The 19,593-nt window shown below is 69.4% G+C and carries 12 protein-coding genes; 7 read left to right on the plus strand and 5 right to left on the minus strand.

Going from position 1 to position 19,593, the window contains the following annotated elements; genetic code table 11:
* Positions 1-13: 13 nt before the first annotated feature.
* Positions 14-1,429, minus strand: coding sequence for a serine/threonine-protein kinase (locus QHF83_RS08120; protein WP_282417184.1), 1,416 nt, complete (start codon positions 1,427-1,429; stop codon positions 14-16).
* Positions 1,430-1,505: 76 nt separating this feature from the next.
* Between QHF83_RS08120 and pgeF the strand changes: the two genes are divergently transcribed.
* Positions 1,506-2,387, plus strand: coding sequence for a peptidoglycan editing factor PgeF (gene pgeF, locus QHF83_RS08125; RefSeq protein WP_282417185.1), 882 nt, complete (start codon positions 1,506-1,508; stop codon positions 2,385-2,387).
* Here pgeF and QHF83_RS08130 read toward each other — a convergent pair whose 3' ends face one another.
* A complete protein-coding gene (locus tag QHF83_RS08130; protein WP_282417186.1) occupies positions 2,388-3,377 on the minus strand; it encodes a zinc-dependent alcohol dehydrogenase family protein in 990 nt (329 codons plus the stop codon).
* Between the two features lie 6 nt (positions 3,378-3,383).
* Positions 3,384-6,620: an AAA family ATPase gene (locus QHF83_RS08135; RefSeq protein ID WP_282417187.1), complete on the minus strand. Its 3,237-nt coding sequence runs from the start codon at positions 6,618-6,620 to the stop codon at positions 3,384-3,386.
* A gap of 376 nt (positions 6,621-6,996) precedes the next feature.
* On the opposite strand from QHF83_RS08135, the gene QHF83_RS08140 reads away from it, so the two are divergent.
* The 3 genes from QHF83_RS08140 (at position 6,997) to QHF83_RS08150 (ending at position 9,071) form a co-directional block, all read left to right on the plus strand.
* Entirely contained in the window at positions 6,997-7,386 is a 390-nt protein-coding gene (locus QHF83_RS08140) for a hypothetical protein (RefSeq protein WP_282417188.1), read from the plus strand.
* Between the two features lie 30 nt (positions 7,387-7,416).
* On the plus strand, positions 7,417-8,280 hold the full coding sequence (locus QHF83_RS08145; RefSeq protein WP_282417189.1) for a hypothetical protein: 864 nt from the start codon (positions 7,417-7,419) through the stop codon (positions 8,278-8,280).
* 83 nt (positions 8,281-8,363) lie between these two features.
* Entirely contained in the window at positions 8,364-9,071 is a 708-nt protein-coding gene (locus tag QHF83_RS08150) for a glutathione binding-like protein (protein WP_282417190.1), read from the plus strand.
* A gap of 48 nt (positions 9,072-9,119) precedes the next feature.
* On the opposite strand, the gene QHF83_RS08155 is transcribed toward QHF83_RS08150, so the two are convergent.
* Positions 9,120-10,505: a cystathionine beta-synthase gene (locus tag QHF83_RS08155; protein ID WP_282417191.1), complete on the minus strand. Its 1,386-nt coding sequence runs from the start codon at positions 10,503-10,505 to the stop codon at positions 9,120-9,122.
* A 183-nt stretch (positions 10,506-10,688) separates the two neighbouring features.
* Between QHF83_RS08155 and QHF83_RS08160 the strand changes: the two genes are divergently transcribed.
* Together QHF83_RS08160 and QHF83_RS08165 are read left to right on the plus strand one after the other, a co-directional pair.
* Positions 10,689-12,683 (plus strand): serine/threonine-protein kinase, encoded by a 1,995-nt coding sequence (locus QHF83_RS08160; RefSeq protein WP_282417192.1) that lies wholly within the window; start codon positions 10,689-10,691, stop codon positions 12,681-12,683.
* 11 nt (positions 12,684-12,694) lie between these two features.
* Complete coding sequence (locus QHF83_RS08165) at positions 12,695-15,322, plus strand: radical SAM protein (RefSeq protein ID WP_282417193.1); 2,628 nt, start codon at positions 12,695-12,697, stop codon at positions 15,320-15,322.
* A gap of 3 nt (positions 15,323-15,325) precedes the next feature.
* Here QHF83_RS08165 and QHF83_RS08170 read toward each other — a convergent pair whose 3' ends face one another.
* Positions 15,326-16,672, minus strand: a complete 1,347-nt coding sequence (locus QHF83_RS08170) for a hypothetical protein (protein ID WP_282417194.1) — start codon at positions 16,670-16,672, stop codon at positions 15,326-15,328.
* A gap of 78 nt (positions 16,673-16,750) precedes the next feature.
* Between QHF83_RS08170 and QHF83_RS08175 the strand changes: the two genes are divergently transcribed.
* Positions 16,751-19,540 (plus strand): radical SAM protein, encoded by a 2,790-nt coding sequence (locus QHF83_RS08175; RefSeq protein ID WP_282417195.1) that lies wholly within the window; start codon positions 16,751-16,753, stop codon positions 19,538-19,540.
* Positions 19,541-19,593: the final 53 nt, after the last annotated feature.

Here is a 19,593-nt window from a genome sequence, read left to right on the forward strand (position 1 = left end):
TTCGGATCGTCCGCTAGCGAAGCAGCTTGAGGACGATGACTGCGAGGAGCACGCCCACGATCAAGAAGCCCACCGCCACGCCGACGAGCATCAGCGTCGACGGCGTGCCCTTCACGACGACGGGCGCGGGCGTGGGCGCGGGCGTGGGCCCCGGCTGCGACCTCGACGTGGGTGGCGCGATGCGCAGCGACGACGGGCCGTCGGTGATGCCCGACTTGAGCTTCGGGCTCACCGCGTGCGGCGACGGCATCGGCCGCGGCGACGACACGGGATTGCCCGTGCTCGTCATGGGCGACGGGGGCCGCGGCGCGGACGCCGGATTGCCCGTGCTCGTCATCGGGTTGGCGCCGTTCGGCTTGCGGTTCGAGGGCGCGCCGTCCATCGCGGCGGGCGCGGCCGCGCCTCCTTGCCGTGAGGAACCGGGCGCGGGTGGCTGCCGCTGCGACTCCGGCTTCGCCTCCGGCATGTTCGCGACCTCGGCGTGCGAGCGCGACGCCTTCTCGAGCACCTCCATGCTGCTCGCGGGGAAGAGCCCGGAAAAACCCTTGCCACCGCCCGGCGCGTACGGCTTCAGCGCGTCGGCGAAGTCCGCGGCCGTCGTGTATCGATCCTCCGGTCGCTTCTCGAGCGCCTTCGCGAGCACCGCGCCGAGGCCTTGCGGGAAGGTCTTTCCCGGCACGCGCGTCTCCAGCGCGAGCGGCGGCTTCGTCACGTGGTGCTGGATGAACTCCATCGGCGTGCGCGCGTCGAACGGCAGCTTGCCGGTCAGCATCTCGTAGAGGATCACCGCGAGCGAGTAGATGTCGCTTCGCGCGTCGAGCGGTTTGCCCTGGGCTTGCTCGGGCGACATGAACTCCGGCGTCCCGAAGACCATGCCCTCCTGCGTGAGCATCACGGAGCCGGGACGCAGCTCGCGCTCGGTGACCTTCGCGAGGCCGAAGTCGAGCACCTTCGGGAAGTCGCGCAGACCTCCGTTGGTGGACAAAAAGATGTTCTCGGGCTTCAGGTCGCGATGGACGATCCCCTGCGAGTGCGCCTCTTGCAGCGCGCCGCAGACCTGGATGAGCACCGGGATCGCGCGGTCGAGGCCCATCGGCCCCTCCTTGCGGACGATCTGGTTGAGGTTTTTCCCCTCCAGGTACTCCATCACGATGTAGAGCGAGCCGTCTTCGAGCTCGCCGTAGAGCAGCACCTTCACCGTGTTCGGGTGCGTCAGGTGGCTCATCGCGCGCGCCTCGCGGCGGAACCTCGAGACGAGGTCTTTGCGGTTCGCGAGCTTCGGATGGAGGATCTTCACGGCCACCATCCGGTTCATCGCCGGTTGCGCGGCCTTGTAGACGGATCCCATCCCGCCCGAGCCGATCTTCTGCAGGATCTGGAACTGACCGCCCAGAATGTCTCGGCCGATGTTCGGGTCTTGCGGGCGCATCGGATCTTCAGCCGGAAAATATCACCTCGCCGGCCTCGCTCGTCCATGACAGCCTCACGTCAGGCGAGGAAGATCCGTGAAAAGCCCGAATGGAGAGCAGGCGTCCCAACGCACCACGCCATCCCGGGATTCCGGAAGCCCGCCGGCCGAGGACCGTTCCGGCCCCCCTTCCGCCCCCCCCTCGGCGAGCGCGCTGAGCCCTGTTTTCTCGGCACTTCTCGACGCCGAGGGCTTCCGCCACGCGTTCTTCACGCGCGCTGGCGGGGTCAGCCGTCCCCCGTGGGACTCCCTCAACGTCGCCGCCGCCGCCACCGGGGACGACGCTTCGGCCGTGCAGGAGAACATTCGTCGTTGCGCCGAGGCCCTGGGTGTGCCCCTGCCGCGCCTCTACATCCTCAGCCAGGTTCACGGCACCGACGCGCACATCCTCGACGGCACCGAAGACCGCGAGGAGGTCGTGAAGCGCCTCGGAGACATCACCGCATCGCGCACGCCCGGCGTCGCGTGCGGCGTGCGCTCCGCCGACTGCGTGCCCGTCCTGCTCGCCGATCGACAGAGCGGCGCCGTCGTCGCCGTGCACAGCGGTTGGCGCGGCACCGTGGCGAACGCAGCCGCCGCCGGCGTCGCCGTTCTTCGCACGCTCGCGTCTTCGCCGAGCATCGTCGCGGCGATCGGCCCGCACATCGAGCCGTGTTGCTTCGAGGTCGGCGACGACGTCGCGGCCTCGCTCGCCTCCGCATCCGACGCAGGCGACGACGTCGTCGATCGCAGCCGCGAACGCGCGCACGTCGACCTTCGCCGCATCGTCCGCGCGCAGCTCATGGCCGCGGGCGTCGAGCCCACGCGGATCGACGACGTCCGCGGCTGCACCGTGTGCGATCGCGAGCGCTACTTCTCGTATCGGCGTGACGCCGCGAAGAGCGGACGGCTCCTCTCGGCGATCGTCGCGCGCGCTTGATCAGCGTCCCTGCGGAACGAGGACGATCTTGCCGCCGCGACCTTCACGCTCGGCGTGCGTCACGGCGTCCTTGATCCGATCGAGCGTGTACGTCGCCTCGACTGGCACGGCGACCGCGCTCGTCGCGACCAGGCCCGCGAGCCGCTTCCAGAGCTCGCAGAGCTCCTCCTTCGGGATCGTCGCGAGGTGCGAGGCGAGCCAGAAGCCACGCAGGTGGATGTCGCGGAACACGAGATCGTTCGTCGCGATGTGCCCCGGCTGTCCGCTGAGCATGCCGTAACTCACGACCGTACCGCCGCGGCCGAGACAACCCGCGATGCGCGTCGTCGCGCCGCCCGCGACCGCGTCGAGCCCGAGCTTGATCGACGCGCCGCGCGTCGCGGCCGTGATGCGCTTGCCGAGCTCGGCGCCGTCGACGAGCACCACGTTCGCGCCGAGCGCGCGCAGCGGATCTACCTGCGACGCGCGCCGCACCACGTTCACCGTCTTGATGCCGCGCTCCTTCGCGAGCGTGACGATCCACCGCCCGATCGCCGAGCTCGCTGCGTTCTGCACGAGGAAGTCGCCGGGCCCGAGGTTCACGAGCGCCGTCAGCAGGAAGTGCGCGGCGAGCGGGTTCAACGTCGCCATCGCGAGCTGCTCGGCCGGCACGCCTTCCGGCGCGGGGATCACGTCCTCGGCGTGGACCTTCAGCCGCTCGCGCCACGCGCCTGCGCCGATCGGCAAGAGCACGCGCATGCCTCGCTCGATTCCGGCCGCGCCGGGGCCCACGTCGATCACGCGGCCCACGCCTTCTTTGCCGGGCACCGTCGGCAGACGCGGCAGCGCGCCGTAGATGCCCGACAGGATCAAGAGATCCGATGGGTTGATCGGGGTTGCCTCGACCGAGACCGTGATCTCGCCCTCGCGCGGGGGCTCCGGCTCGGGCACCTCGAGGTAACGGACCACCTCGGCCGGGGGTCCGAACGCATCGACTCGAATTGCCTTCATGTCTCGCTAAAAGGGCCGCTTCTTCAGGTCTTTGACGTTGCCGAGCGGGTCGTCGGGGTTGTCCTTCATGAGCCCGCGCAGCACTTCCTTCACGTCTTTCTGAGGCGGCCGATGGGGTTCGTCCGAGGGCGAGGTCTTGTCGCTGCTCCGCGCTTGCGAAGGCGCTTTTCCGCTCGCGCCGGCCTCGCGGCTTTGCTTCGCGTCGCCGAGCTGCGAGGCCGCCATCGAGCGCTGCAGGAGCACCTGCGCGATCTTGCGATGGTAGGCCTGGCGCGTGTTGTGGAGCAGCGACTCGTACGCCGTGTCCTGCACGAGCACGTACTTGAACGTGTACGTCGCGCGCGGGATGCGGCCGCGCTGGTAGAGCACGTCCGCCTCGACGAGACGATCGAGCTCGCGCTGCAGCGTCGTCGGATCGATCGGCGAGACGGCCTCCATGAGGTCGTAGGTGAACTCGCGCCCGAGGATCGCGCCGAGCTGCGCCACGCGTTTGGCGGAGCCGAGCCTGTCGAGCCGCGCCATCAGCGAGTCGCGCAGCGTCGCGGGGATCGCGAACGCGGGCAGCGGGCCCGTGAGCACGTAACGACCGCCGCGCTCTTCGAGCAGACCCGATTCGAGCAGCATCTTCGTCACTTCCTCGACGAAGAGCGGCACGCCGTCCGTCTTCTCGACAAGCTGATCGAAGACCTCCTGGGGCAGCTCTTTCCCCTTCGTGATCTCCTCGACCATCATCTTCACGCGCTTCGGCGTGAGGCGGCTCAGGGTCACGGTGCTGACGTGCGAGCGCGCGGGCCACGGCGGGACGAACCCGGGGCGCGCCGTGCCGAGCAGCATCGTGCTCACCGTCGGCAGGTCGTGCACGATGTCGCCGAGGATCGCGAGCGTCGCGGGATCGGCCCAGTGCAGATCCGCGAACATGATCACGACCGGCCTCTTCCGCGCGAGCGTCTCGATCGCCGTGAAGAGCACCTCTTGCAGCTTCGCGCGCTGATCGTCGGTGGCCATCGTGCTCGGCGGGTAGCGATGCCAGACCGGCAGGCCGAGCAGCGCCCCGAAGATCGGCATCACCTCGGGCAGCGGATAGCCGTAGTGCGTGAGCGCGCGCTCGAGCTTGCTGATCTTCTCCTCGGGGGTGTCGCGCGGGACCAGCACGAAGAGATGGTTCACGAGCCCCGCGATCGGGAAGAGCGGGCGGTCGCGCTGATCTTGCAGGCAGCGCGTCTCGAGCCACGTGTGCGGCGAGGTCTCGAGTCTGTCCCGGAACACGCGCGTCAGGCGCGACTTGCCGATGCCCGCCTCGCCCGAGATCAGGAGGAGCTGCCCCGATCCCTCTTCCACGCGGGCCCAGCGATCGAGCATCAGGCCGAGCTCGAGATCACGGCCGACCATGGGCGTGAGCCTGCCCGTGGTCATGCCCTCGATGCGGCTCTTCGCGCCGCTCTCGTCGCTCACCTGGTACGTCTCGACCGGCTGCGGGTAGCCCTTCAGCGTGCGCAGGCCGAGGCTCTGGGACTGGTAGTAGTTGCGCACGAGCCGGTACGTCGTGCCGCTGATGAGCACCGTGTTGCGCCGCGCGAGGTTCGCCAGGCGCCAGGCCATCGTCGGCGTCGCGCCCGCGATCGCGGCGGGCCTGCTCGCCACCTCGTCGATGATCTCCCAGGTCAGCACGAGGCCCGTGTGCACGCCGACTCGCACGTCGAGCAGCGGTTTGTCGTGGCGGCTGTTCAGCTTCTGCGCCGTCTCCACGAGCTCGAGCGCCGCGCTCACGGCGCGCCGCGCGTCGTCCTCGCGCGCGATCGGGTAGCCGAAATACGCGATCTGCCCCTCGCCGAGCGGCTGCGCGGTCTGGCCCTTGTAGCCCCTCATCACCTGCGCGAACGCGTCCTCGTACTCCTTCATCGACTCGCGCAGCTTCTGCGGATCGAGCTTCGAGGCGTTTTCCGTCGAGGGCAAAAGCTCGTACGAGACGATCGTGAGCTGCCGGCGTTCACCCTCGGGGACCAGCGTGTCGCTGCCGGCGCGCAGCACCGTCCCGATGCCCACGTGCATCGGCTCCGAGCCCTTTGGCGCGGGCATCGGCGTCACCGTCCCGGGCTGCGCCTTCGCCTCGGCTTCGGCCGCCTTCGCCTCGGCCTCGGCCGCCTTCTTCATGTTGTGCCGCGAGCGCGACGAGGGGCGCGTGTGCGTGCGCTCCCGCTCCGATCGCGGCAGCGCGCCCGAGGGCATCGTCGCTGGCGGCGGCGGGTTGCTCGGCGTGTTCGGCAGGTGCTGCGGGCGCAGCGTCTCGGCGTGCTCGATCGTCTCGGGGGCCTGCGGCGCCTGGCCCGTGAGCATCGTCCGATGCGCCTCGTTCGGCTTCTCCGGCGGCCCGATCCCGAGGGCCTCCGCCAGCGCCTTGACCTGATCCCACACGCTCGCGAACCGCTTCTTCGGATCGCGATCACACGAGCGCAAGAACCACGCGTCGAACGACGGCGGCAGGCTCGGATCGCGGACCGACGGCGCCTCCATCGGGCGGGTCAGGATCTCGACGAGCAGCTCCGCCATCGTGTGGGCCTTCCAGTAGACCAGGCCCGTCAGCAGGCGGAACGCGATGAGCCCGAGCGCCCACATGTCCGCGGGCGGCCCGACGCGCGGCGTGTCGCCGGTGGCTTGCTCGGGCGGCATGTAGAGCGGCGTCCCGAGCACTGCGCCCGTGCGGGTCAGGCGCGCCTCCTCGATGTTGCCCTCGTCGCCGGCCATCTTCGAGATGCCGAAATCGAGCACCTTCACGATCACGCGGCCGTCGTAGTGCTCGTGCAGGAAGATGTTCTCGGGCTTGAGATCGCGATGGACGATCCCGAGCGCGTGCGCCTTGCTCAGCGCGTCCGCGACCTGCCAGTAGATGCCCACGACCTCGGCGGCGGGCACCTTTTGCATGCGCTGCACGTACGCTTCGAGATCGGAGCCGCGCAAGAGCTCCATCACGAGGAACGGCGCGTTGCCGAGCTCGGGCGCGACGTCGGCGTCGATCACGCGCACCACGTGATCGCTGCGGATCCGCGCGGGCAGCCAGGCCTCGCGCTTGAAGCGCTTGACGAGCTTCGCATTGGTGCCGACGTGCGCTTGCAGCACCTTCATCGCCAGCTCTTCGCCGGTGTACACGTGCTCGACGAGGTACACCGTCCCCATGTTCCCCTCACCAATGGGGTGAACGACGCGATATCGCGATGCGATGAGCTCGGGGATCTTCTCCGGCAGCATAGTCAGCGACGCGCACCACACCGGGCCGCCGGCCGGGCATCTTCGTTCCCGGACGCGCGCGTGTGGCAACGGTGCCTCGGTGCGCGCGCGGCAGGGACGGGGAGGGGCATCCCGAGCATCGTATTCTGCCTCTTTGCGGCTTACCAGCCTTCTACATGTGGATCGTTCGCCCTTCCGCGCGCGCTCTGCTTACGAAACGTCGGCAATTCTTTCGCGTCTGGTCACCAAGCTGTCCACCGCCCGCCCAGGGAAGACCCTTCCCGAGTTTTGTACGCCTCCACCGGATCGCTCCCCACAGCCTCGATCGCTCCATTCTTGGCCTTGGGGGGCTCCTCCAAGGTAGTGTCATGTCCTACGCGACGGGAGGTTCTCCTACATGACGAACGAACGACGCAGGAAACGGAGCGAGCTGGTCCAGGTGGCGGCCAGCCTTTATCTCGAAGCCGTGCTCGAGCGGAGCCGGATCAAGGCCGTGGCGCTCGCGAGCGACGAGGGGCTGCTCGTGGCCGGGGCCGGGGCCGGGTACGACCACGAGTGGCTCGCGGCACTCGGCATCGTTACGGGGGAGCCCCATTTCGACGACGTGATCACGGAGATCACGCGAGGCGAGGGGATGGTCTCGTTCGACGTCCCGGTCCATGGCCGCACGCTTCGGCTCTCGGCCGTGGGCAAGGTGCCTCCTTCGCTCGAAGACGCGAGCGCGGCGCTCTCGCGCATCTTCGCGCCGCTCTTCGGGGCGAGCCCGGCGGTCGTCGCGTCTTCCTGAGCTCGCTCCCTTCCTGATACGTTCGGGGTCGTGCTTGCCCTTCGCTCGACCTCCACGCTTATTTCCGTCCTCCTCACCTCCCTCATTGCCGCTGGCTGCGCGCCGGCGCTCTCCAGCATGCAGCCGGCGCACGTGGCACCCAAAGGCCACGTCCAGGCCGAGCTCGGCATGGATATCTCCATACCGACGGGCTCGATCTCCGATGTCGTCGACGTCGCCACCGTGCTCGTCGACGCCTCCGACGATCGTGATCTCACGCAGGCCGAGGTCGATCAAATCTACGCCGCGGCCGGTAGCCTCGCCCTGAATCCGCCTTCGGTGACGCCGCACGTCGGCGTCGGGTACACGCCGATCGACAACCTCGAAATCTCGCTGCGCTTCGCCACGAGCTCCCTTCGCCTGGGCGGTCGTTATCAATTCCTGAATGGGGAGAAGCACGGCGTCGACGCCTCCGTGGGGCTCGGGCTCGGTTATTACATCTTGCCGTTGCCGCTCGGCGACACGCTGCAGATCGTCGAGCTCGAGGATTTCACGCGTTTTCAAGTCGACGTCCCGCTCGTGTTCGGCAAGCACGGGAACTGGTATCGGATCTGGGGCGGGCCGCGGTTCATGTACACGCATTTCGGCACATCGCTGAAGCTCGCGATCCCGGAGAACGTCGCGAAGCAGATCGTGGGCCGCGCCGAGCTCGCGTCATTCGGCGGAAATGCGTTTTACGTGGGCGGACAGGGCGGCGTGGCCGTCGGATACAAGCACGTCTTTTTCGGCTTCGAGCTCACCCTGGTGCAGCTCATCTCGAACGGCAACCTGCAGGTGCTCGACAAAACCTTGCGCGAGCTCGACCACAATAGCTTCATCGTGTATCCGGCGCTCGGCTTCATGGGCGAGTTTTGACGGGAAGACGGCGCGCTCCGTGCATCGTTCTCCGGCGGGGGTAAGATGTCCGCGCGCCGGCCCGCGGCGCCCGAGGAGGGACGATGATCGATCTTCATTTTTGGCCCACGCCGAACGGTCGCAAAATCTCCATCATGCTCGAAGAGGTGGAGCTCCCGTACCGGGTCATCCCCGTGAACATCGGGCGCGGCGACCAGTTCAAGCCCGAGTTCCTGGCGATCAGCCCGAACAACCGCATGCCGGCCATCGTCGACCACGAGCCCGAGGGCGGCGGCGCGCCGATCAGCGTCTTCGAATCCGGCGCCATTCTGGTCTACCTCGCCGAGAAGACCGGCCGCTTCCTGCCGAAAGACGCGCGCGGCCGGGCTGAAACGTTGCAATGGCTCTTCTGGCAAATGGGCGGGCTCGGGCCCATGGCCGGCCAGGCTCACCATTTCCGCATCTATGCGCCCGAGAAGATCGAATACGCGATCGATCGATACACGAAGGAGGTGAACCGCCTCTACGGCGTCATGGACAAACGCCTCTCGGACCGCGAATACCTCGCCGGCGATTACTCGATCGCGGACATGGCCGCCTGGCCGTGGGTCGTGCCGTGGAAGGCGCAGGGGCAGAACCTCGACGATTTCCCGCACTTGAAGCGCTGGTTCGAGGCGATCGAGGCCCGCCCGGCCGTCGAGCGCGGCCGCGCCGTCGGCCGGGATCTCGTGCAGACCCAGGGCCCGGCGATGGACGACGAGGCGAAGAAGGTTCTGTTCGGACAAACGGCCGCGACGGTGCGCGGGCGCTGAAAGGGAAGGGGGGCGAGCTCGTTCGCGACGCGCTCGCCCCGGCCTGGCTCAGACCGCGGGCTCGGCCGCGCGCTTCGCCAGGTAATCGATCAGATCGATCTTCGAGATGATGCCGACGACCCGCGTGCCGTCGGTGACGATGGCGACGCGCGCGTCGTTCAGCACGCCCTTCAAGAGCTCGACCTTCGTGTCGACGGTGACCGTCGCGTACTCGCTCTCGATGAGCTCCTGGATATGCGAGTCGAGGCTGCCCTTGCCGCCGACGAGGTGGCGGAGCAGGTCGACCTCGTGCACGAGACCGCAGAGCTTGCCCTCGTCGACGATGGGGATCTGGCTGATGCCGTGGGTCTTCAGCTTGCTGATGACCTCGCCGACCCGGTCCTGCGGCCGCGCCGACACGACCTCGCCGAGGGGTTTGCCCGCGAGCAGATCACGCACCGTGCCGAGGCTCTTCTCCTCTTCGAGGAAGCCGTTCGAGCGCATCCAGTTGTCGTTGAAGATCTTGCCGAGGTACTTCGAGGCCGCGTCGGGCAGGAGGATCAGGATGTTCTCCTTCCGGCCGCTCTGCCGCGCGTACTTGATGGCGCCTGCGACGGCCGCGCCCCCGGATCCGCCGACGAACAGGCCCTCCAGACGCACGAGATCACGCGTCATGAGGAAGCACTCCTTGTCGTCGACGCGGATGACCTCGTCGATGATCTGGAGGTTCATCGTGCTCGGGAAGAAGTCCTCGCCGATGCCCTCGACCTTGTAGCTGAAGGGCTTCGTGATGCGGCCCGTCTTCACGAAGTCGTAGTAGAGCGAGCCCACGGGATCGACGCCGACGAGCTTGATCGAGGGCTTCTTCTCGCGGAGGTACTTGCCCGTCCCGCTGATCGTGCCGCCCGTGCCCATGCCTGCGACGAACACGTCGAGGTCCTCACCGCACTGCTCCCAGATCTCGGGGCCCGTCGAGAGGTAGTGCGCGCCGGGGTTCGAGGGGTTGTGGTACTGGTTCGCGTAGAAGCAGTTCGGCGTCTCTTCCGCGATGCGCTTGGCGACCTGGTAGTAGCTGCGCGGGTCGTCGGGCTCGACGGCCGTGGGACAAACGACGACCTTCGCCCCGAACGCGCGCAGGGTGTCGACCTTCTCCTGCGACATCTTGTCGGGCATCACGAAGATGCATTTGTAGCCTCGGACGGCCGCGTTCATCGCGAGCGCCGCGCCGGTGTTGCCGCTCGTCGCCTCGACGATCGAGCCGCCCGGCTTGAGCCCGGCCGCCTCGGCGTCCCGGATCATGTTGATGGCGACCCTGTCCTTGTGGCTCCCGCCGGGATTCAGGTACTCGCACTTGACGTAGATGTCGCTCTCGATCCCCTCGGTCACCTTGTTCAGCTTGACGATGGGAGTCCGACCGACGGCCTTGGTGATGTCACTCAGGGCGCCTCGCATCATGGGGGTCGTTTCTAGTAGGCCACGGGAACCGACACAAGCTTTGTCGGGCAGACCCGCACGCAGCGGCGCGGTTCGGTGGGCGTGGGGACGGATGGGAAAAAGTGCCACGATCGCCGGCGATTGGCCTTACCCTCGAAGGGTGGCCGCGCGCGGCCGAGCGCGCGAGGTGGCCCATCCCTCACCATGGCGGATCGAGAGATACGCGCGAGATACGAGCTCCTTGGCGCCGTCCACGACGCGCCGGTGAGCCTCTTCCGCGCGCTCGATCGCGTCACGGGCAAGGCCGTCGCGGTCAAGATTCTCCGAGGCGCTTCGAGCGATGACGCAGCGCGTTTCGCGCGTGAGACGAGCATCCTCGCGACCCTCGATCATCAGGCGATCGTGCGGTACCTCGACCACGGCACGACCGAGGCGGGCGAGCCGTTCCTCGTGATGGAGTGGCTCGACGGCGTCACGCTCGCCGAGCGCCTCGCCGAGCCCGCGCCCCTCGCGTTCTCCGAGTCGATCATCATCGGCACGCGCGTCGCCGAGGCGCTCGAGGCCGTGCACGCGCTCGGGATCGTGCACCGCGATGTGAAGCCGGAGAACGTGCTGCTCGTCTCGCGCCGGCCCGACGATGCGCGCCTGCTCGACTTCGGCATCGCCCGCGCTTCGAGCCCCGCGCGCTCCTTGACGTGCGACGGGCTCGTGGTCGGCACGTTCGGGTACATGGCCCCCGAGCAGGCGCGCGGCGCGGGTGAGATCGACGCGCGTACGGACCTCTTCGCGCTCGGCTGCCTGCTCTTCGAATGCGTCGCGCGGCGCAGGCTCTTCGCGGGCGCGACCGAGGGCGAGGTCCTCTCCTCGATGCTCGACACGGCCGCGCCGCGCCTCTCCACGATCGTGCCGGGCGTGCCGCCTGCGCTCGACGATCTCGTCGCGCGCCTGCTCCACGAAGACCCCGCGTCGAGGCCGCAGAGCGCGGCCGCCGTGCTGCGCGCGCTCGCCGCGATCGACGTCGACGAGCCCATCTCGGAGAGGCCTCCGGGCGCGCCGCCCGCGCTCACCGAGCGCGAGGTGCGCATGCGCGACGTCACGGCCGCGCGGCTGTTCGGCGAGGCGTCTGCCTTGCTCCTCGACGGGCCGTTCGTGGGCCGGGAGCGCGAGCTCGGCGCGCTGCTCTCGGCGCTCGAAGCGTGCCTCGAAGAGGTATCGCCGCGCGCGGTGCTCGTGACGGGCCCGCCGGGCATCGGCAAATCGCGGCTCGGGCGTGAGCTCGTGCGCGAGGTGCGCCGACGCGGGATCACGAACATAGCGATCACGCAGGCGGGTCGCGTGGCCGTCGACGCCTCGGTCGACTGCGCCGAGGCGCTCTCCATGGCCCGCACCGGCCGCCCGGCGATCCTCGTCGTCGACGACCTCCAGTGGTGTGACGCGCGCGCTGTCGCCGCGCTCGGCGACGTGCTCTGCGAGCTCCACGATTGCCCGCTCTTCGTGCTCGCCCTCGCGCGCCCCGAGCTCTTCGACGAGTTCGGCCACACGGCCGCCGTCACGTTCACGCAGGTCATGCCGCTCGCGCCGCTCCCGCGCAAAGCCGCGGTCGAGCTCGCGCGCGTCTGGATCGGCGATCGGGCCGAAGCCGCGCGCGTCGACCGCCTCGTCGAGCGTGCCGCGGGCCTGCCGCTCGTGCTCGAAGAGCTCGCGCGCGCCGAGCGCGAAGGGCGTGGCGACGAGCTGCCGACCTCGGCGCGCGCGCTCCTCGAAACGCAGATCGGCGCGCTCGACGCCGAGGCGCGACGCACCTTGCGTGCGGCCAGCATCTTCGGCGACGTCTTCTGGTCGGGCGGCCTCTCGGCGCTGCTCGGCCACACGCGCACGACGACCGAGAGCGGGAGGCTCCGCATGCTCGTCGATCGGGGCTTCGTCGTGCCGCACGCGGGCAGCCGTTTTCCCGGCGAGCAGGAGCTCGCGTTCCGCCACACGCTCATGCGGGAAGCGGCCTACGGCATGCTCACCGAGGCCGATCGCGCGCTCGGGCACGCGCTCGCGGCGGCGTGGCTCACGCAAAAGGGCGAGCGGGACCTCATCCTCACCGAGCATTTCCACCGCGCCGGGGATCGCGCCCGCGCCTCGCTCCACGCCGAGCGGGCCCTGCGGGCCGGGGACGTCCACTTTCGTCGGGGCCCGATCCGCTGGTAGCATCGATCGGGATGACGGACGCGTACGGCAAGCGGCAAGCTCTCCTCGTCGCCGTCGCCGGGAAGCCGGAATCGGCGCCGCGCGTCGTCTCGCCCCTCTCGCGCCTCGCGCGCGCCGCGCGCATCGTGCCCACGACCGCGGCCGAAGCGCGGAGGCGCGCCCCCGATCTCGCGGCCAAGCTCGCGGGTGATGCCGGCTGCCTCGTGCTCGGCGACGACGTGCCGGAAGAGGCCGCGCGCGCGATCGTCGCGGCGGCGCCCGGCGTGCGGATCGTCGTCCCTGCGGCGCTCGCCGAGGCGCTCCGGGACACGACTTCTCCCGACGTGATCGACGCGGGCGCGCTCGTCCTCGAACCGATGTTCCTCGCGCTCGTCGAGGAGGCGCGGCGTGAATCGATGGGCGCGCTCGTGGGTTTGTCCGTGCGCTCGCCGGCGGGCCGCCGCGTGCGGCGCGCGGCCTCGACGCGCACGCCGTTCGTCGCGGGCGCGCGCATCGCGTTCGAGCTTCCGGCCGACATTGCGGCGCGGATCGCCCGCCTCGCCGCGGGCCCGTTCGCGCTCGCGGACGCGGTCGTCCCGGGCGCGGCGCGCGGCCTCGAAGTCACCGAGGTCGTCGCGCTCCCGGGCGCGGATCGGATCGTCTGCCATGCGCGTTTCGGCGACGTCGTGGTCGAGGTCGACCTCGACGAGGAAATGCAGGGCGAGGGCCCGCTCGAAGTCGAGGCCGTCATGCGGCGCGGCGCGCTGGTTTGTCGCTGGAGCAAGCAGGGCGCATCGCTCACGCGAAAGGCGCTCCTCCGGGACGGCCCCGTGCGGCTCGACGTCGTCCCGAGCCCCTTCGAGATCGCGACGCGCCACGCCCTTTCGGCGCCCCGTAGGGCCGACGCGCCCTCGCCGGCCTCGCTCGCCGGCGCCGCCGCGTCCGTCGCAATCGCGCAGGCGAGCCTCGAACGGTATGCGACGCGCGCGGCGAAAAGGCCGATCGAAATGGTCCTCGTGCACGTCCCGCGGTATCGCAACAGCTACGACGAGCTCGAATTGCCCTCGCTCGCGGCGGCGCGGCTCGCGGCGTTCACCCGCGGCCACGGTTTCTCCACACATGTCCACGATCTGCAAATCACGCACGCCGAAGACCGGCTCGATTGCTTCACGGACGATGCCGCCGTCGACGGCTGGCTCGCGGGCGCCGAGAGCCCCGCGGTCGCGGCGGCGGCCGAGCACCTGTGGAATTCCTTCGGCCCGGAGCTCGTGCGCGCCGCCGAGGCCGGCCGCCGCGCGCTGGTCGGGTTTTCCATCGTCGATTACTTTGGCCATTTTCAGATGAACATCGCGGCGTGCCTCGCGCGGCTCGTCAAGGAGCGGACGGGTTTTCCGACGGTCCTCGGCGGCGAGCGGGATCAGGTCGACGGCGACCGCGCGCTCGGCACCGAGAAGACCTTCGATTACGTGGTCGACGGCGACGGCGAGATCCCGCTCCTCGGCCTCTTGCACCTCGAAGCCTACCGGGATCGCCGCGCGGCCGACATTCCCGGCGTCTGGTCCCGCGAGGGCGCGAGCGTCACGAAAAACAAACTCGTCCGCTCGCACCTCAACGCCATGCCGCGCCCCGATTTCGACGACGTCCCGTTCGAGTTGTACCGCGGCAAACCCACCGAGCGCCTCCTCGCCGCCCTCGCGCAGGATGGCCTCCATCATGGCGAGCCGGTCGAACCCTTCGCGTATCTTCCTTATGGATTCGTGAAGGGTTGCACCGCGAAATGCGAGTTTTGCAGCGCGAAGGAATGGCTCGACGTCCAGTCGCCCGAGAAGACCGCGGACGAGCTCATGGAGCTCTCCGAGCGCTACGGGGTCCGGGACTTCATGTTCCTGAACAACCTCGTCAACGTGAGCCCGCGCCTGCTCGAGCGCCTCTGCCGGCGGCTCGTCGATTCGAAGGCCGGCCTGCAATGGACCGACTCCTGCCGCCCCACCGACATCTCCGCCGAGCTCGCCGCGCTCATGCGTGAATCCGGCTGCCTCCTGCTCAATTACGGCGCCGAGAGCGGCAGCGACAAGATCCTCGAATTGATGAAGAAGGGCCTGCTCTCGCGGGACATCATCGACACGCTGCGGAACACCCACAGGGCCGGCATCATCAACCGCGTCAATTTCATCGCCGGTTATTTCCACGAGACCGAGGAGGACGTCGACGCGACGGTCCGGCTCGTGGAGACGCTCGCCGAGGAGATCGACATCGTCGGCTGCTTCCAGGGGTTTTACCTGTTCCCCGGCATGGGCGTCGACCCCGAGGCGGCCGGCATCGTGCTGCGCCCCGACTTCGACCGATTGAAGACGGGGCAGGTGACGCTCGCGTACGACGAGATCGGCGGATTGAAATGGGAGGACAAACGCGACGTGATCGATGCGTCGCGCAATCGAATCCTCGCCCGCATGGGCGACCTCGACATCCGCACGCTCGACAAGATCAACGAATACGATCTCTTCTGGATGTCGCGGCGCTACGACAAGGAGACCGTGACGAAGTATCTGCTCGAAATCCCGCCGCGGCCGGTGGGGCGACGCAACCAAGCGGCGATACCCCCGGGCGGCCAGCGCGGGCGCGTGGACGTAATGCCCGGCGGATCGGGGTATCTCGGCTGAGGTTTACCCGGACGAACCACCGAACGGCAAGAGCACGCCGAGCCGCGGCGAGGTTCGTCCGAGGCGACGTGTGAAGGAAGCGCCGCGCACCTCGAATGCGTCGTCCGTGACCACGAGCGTGCCGCCGCCCTCGAAAAGCGCTCCGAAAAGCTTCCGTGCGAAAAACTCGCCTTCGGAATCGAGCGGGGCCGGGGCGGGGAGGAAACGCGCGGATTCGAAGGTGATCGCGGCGCCGTCGATCCGGGCGCCTTCGAACGCGACGGCGCGCGCCTCGTCGAGGTAGAGCACGGGCCGCGCGAGCGCGCGGGTGAGCGGCTCGGCCTGCGCGCGCGGGAGCGAGGCGACGACGCGCGCGGCAGCAGAAGCGGCGCGCGCACAGCCGAACGAGCACGGGGTGAAGGGGACGACGCGCCGCACGGCCACGTCGAGCAGCGGATGAAAGGACGCGCCGAGCGCGCGGGTGCGCGCGGCCGTGACGTACACGAGCGCCGCGTTGTTCCGGCGATCGGCGAGCGCCACGAACGCGGCCGTGCAGCAGGGCGGATACCCGAGCAGCTCGCCGATCGCGGCGGCGTTCCGGGACGAACCTTGCTCCCAGAGCGAGGCCGCGCGCGCGGCGAGATCCGGGTCCGTCGAGAAAAACACGTGCACGGTCGCCTCGCCGGAGGCGCCTTCGATACGCCGGCCCGTCGCGCCCTCGACCGCGAGCGGAAAAGCCTCCGCGCGCGCGAGGGCCATCGCCGCGCCCGGATGCCGCGCGCGCACGTCGTCGAGCGAGCGAGCGGGCACCACCAGATAAAGCACGGGTTTGTCCCCGTTCGTGAACGCGACCTCCTCCAGGTTCTCGGACAAACCCGGGACGGGCGCATCCATCGGCAGCGGCTCCGCGGCCTCGGCGGCTTCTTCCCAGGCGACATCGACGTCGAGCCCGATCGTGGCTGCTCGCTTGCTTCGCCCTGCGGCTCGCACGGCCGCTTCCCACGCAGAGACCTCGGGCGCGCCCACCTGAACACGCTCGTTTCCTGCGCGCACGCGCTCGTATCCGCGCCTGTCGTCGTGCACGAAGAGCTCGCGCCCGAAGCTCCGCGCCCGCGTGGCGAGCTCTTTTTCGTGCGCCTCCGCGAACGCGCCGCGGCGCAGGACCACGGCCTTCACATCCCGCTCGAGGCACAAGCTCGCGCGGAAAAACCCTTCCTCGCCGCCCGAGGTCACGACGGCGGCGCGTGGGCTCCGGGCAAGCAGCGCCTCGATGCCTTCGAGGCCGGAGCCTTCGGGCTCGACGAGCACGTCCCCGTCCGCCGCCGCGAGCGAGACTTCGCCTTTGCCGAGGAGGATGACGGGCTGCCGCACCCGGTGTAGCCTACGGGCTTCCGGGCCCCGATGCGATCCTTGCCGCTCGTTCGCGAGGCGGGTGTGCCGCCCCTTTCTATGCCTGCCTCAGACGCGCGTGGTGAAGGCGCGCTCCCGGCGGCCGTCCTCAGCTTGCACAGCCACCGCGATCGGTCGTTCCTCGACGACGTGGGCCTGCACCACATCGCGGGCGCCATGCGCGCCGCGGGGCTCCCCGGCGACCTCGTCGTGGCGCACCTCCCGCGTGGAGCCGAGACGGGACCCAGCGCAGCCTGGGACGCGCTCGTCCGCGCGCTCCGCCCCTATCCGACGATCCTTTACGAGCGGCTCTGGAGCGCGGCGATCGTCGCGCGGCTCGCCCGCGAATTGCCGGACGCCACGTTCGTCCGTCTCGTCGGCGAGCACGACCTCTCGGACGCACCGGCGAACCATGTTTGTCCGGCCGAACCGAAGGCCGTGGTCGCGCTCCTCTCCGCGCTCGCGGGCCGCGTGCTTCCGACGGAGCCGCTGCCGGGGTATGCGCCGCTCCTCCGGCCCGTGTACGCGACCGAGGACGCGCGCCCGCGGTTTCTGTCGTTTCCGATCACGGGCAACACGGGCTGCCCGTACCAGGCCGACGCGCGGGAAAACCCGCTCTATGCGGGCACGACGATCCCCGAAGGCGCGGGCCGCGGCTGCGCGTTCTGCACGACGGGCAACCATTACGAGCACAAGTCGCGCGACGAGGCGCTCGCCTGGGCCCTCGTCCAGCTCCGGTATCTGCGGGCGAACGCGCCGGAGATCCAGGCGCTCGTCCTGCGCGACCAGAACCCGTTTTATTACCTCACGGAGCTCGTCGAGGCGGCCGAGGCCGAGAAGCTCGGGCCCTTCACGTTGCTCATCGAGTCGCGCGCCGACTGGTGGCTCCAGAATACGACCCGCTTCACGCGCGCGCTCGCGTCCGCGCGGCGCTCGTCGATCCGACTCGCGCCTTTCCTCGTCGGCGTGGAGAACTTCTCCCAGCCCGAGCTCGATCGCTTCAACAAAGGCGCGACGCAGGAGACGCTCGTCCGCTTCCTCGAAGCGCTCCGCCGCTGGAACACCGAATACGCGCCCGCGATGGACCTCTCGCACGCGGCCTTCGGCTTCATCCTGTTCACGCCGTGGACCACGATGGAGGACCTCCGGACGAACCTCGCCTGCATGAGGCGAACCGGCATGCACGAGCTGCGTGGGCACCTGCTCCTCTCGCGCGTGCGGCTTTATCCCGACACGGCGCTCTACTGGCTCGCCGAGCGGGACGGCCTGCTCGCCGACACCTACGAGAACCCCGAGGACGACGCGAGCGCGCGTTATGGGTATCTGCCCGCGCGGCCGTGGCGGTTCCAGGACAAACCTGTGCACCGCGTCGCCGACCTCGCCGCCGCGTCGATCCGCCGAAGTGGGGGGCGCGACGAGCTCACGCTCTTCGAGACGCTCCTCGCGCTCGTCTCGTCCGCGGCCGATCCGGCGCTCCTTTCGGTCGACGACATCGAGCGCGCCATGGCCGCGAAGGGCCACGCGCGCGGACGCGACGTGGCCGGGACGAACGGCGTCGTCTTTCGAGATCCGCCGAGCGTCGAGAACGAGGCGGCCGAGAAGAAACGCGAGCTCGCGCGGGCGCTCGTGAACGCGCCGTCGCTGCCCGTGGACCTGCCCGCGTTCGGGCTCGCGCTGCTCGACGTGAATGCGGACAAACATCACGTGGAGCTCGTGCTCGGGAAACGTGACCCCGTCGCGCGCCTCAGGCTCGGCTGGGACAAGGGCGCGGGCAAAGCCACGGTGGAGGTTTGTCCAAGCACACCCGAAGCCGCGCGATGGTCGAAGGCGTTCGAGGCGATGGCGGCGCGGCTCGTCGTGGCGACGACGAAAGAGCGATGGGAGCGCGCCTCGGCGATCGCAAAGGAGCTCGCGCGGCTGCCCCTCGGCGTGCCGCTCGGCTTCTTCCGCCAGATCGTCGCCGGCGTCGAGCCGCTCGAAGGTATCGTGCGGACGGGCTTCGGCTGCAACCAGGACTGCGGCATGTGCTGGCAGGGCCGCGATTGGGGGCGCTACGGGCCCGAGCAGGTCGTCCGATGGATCGAGGACCTATGGGCGGCCGGCGCGCGTTCGCTCATCGTCTCGGGCGGCGAGCCCATGCTCGACCCGGAGCTCATTCGTTACGTGGAGCGTGCGCGCGCGCTCGGTTTTACCGGGGTGACGCTCGAGACGAACGCCATCCAGGCGAGCAAGCCGGGGTATGCCACGCGCCTCGTGAACGCGGGCGTCACGCAGGCGTTCGTCTCGCTCCATAGCGGAGATGCGACGGTGTCGGACGCCATCACGCGAGCGCCCGGCACGCACGAGCGTACCGTGCGGGGCATCCATGCGCTGCTCGACGCGGGCATCCCGGTCGCGCTGAATGCCGTGACCACGGCCGAGGGCATCGACGAGCTCGGCGCGCTGCCCGATTTCATCCACGACACGTTCGGCCGCCATCCGAGGCTCCTGCACCTCATGATCTCGTACCCGACGATGCCGTTCGATCGTGCGCTCGTCCGGACGATCGTGCCGGATCCCGCGCGCCTGCGCGCCGCGCTTCGCAAAGCGCTGGATCGCGCGTTTGTCCTGGGGATCGTGGTGCGCGGGCTCGAGGGGCCGTGCGGCCCGCCTCTCTGTGCTTTCGACGCCGACGAACGGTTCATCTCGGGCAAACCCATCCCCGGGCCGGTCGAGTTTCGCCGGAAGGTCCCCGCGTGCGATCGTTGCGTGGTGAAATCGGCGTGCTTCGGCGTCCGGCACATGGACGTCGAGCGCTTCGGGGAAACGTGTGTCGCGCCGATCGAGATGCGTTCGTCGCGGTCGACCTAAAAAAATCGGGGCCACCTTTCAGGGCGGCCCCGATTTCGGGATCGGTCGAGATA

This window comes from Polyangium sp. 15x6 (assembly GCF_029960785.1).
GTDB lineage: Bacteria > Myxococcota_A > Polyangia > Polyangiales > Polyangiaceae > Polyangium.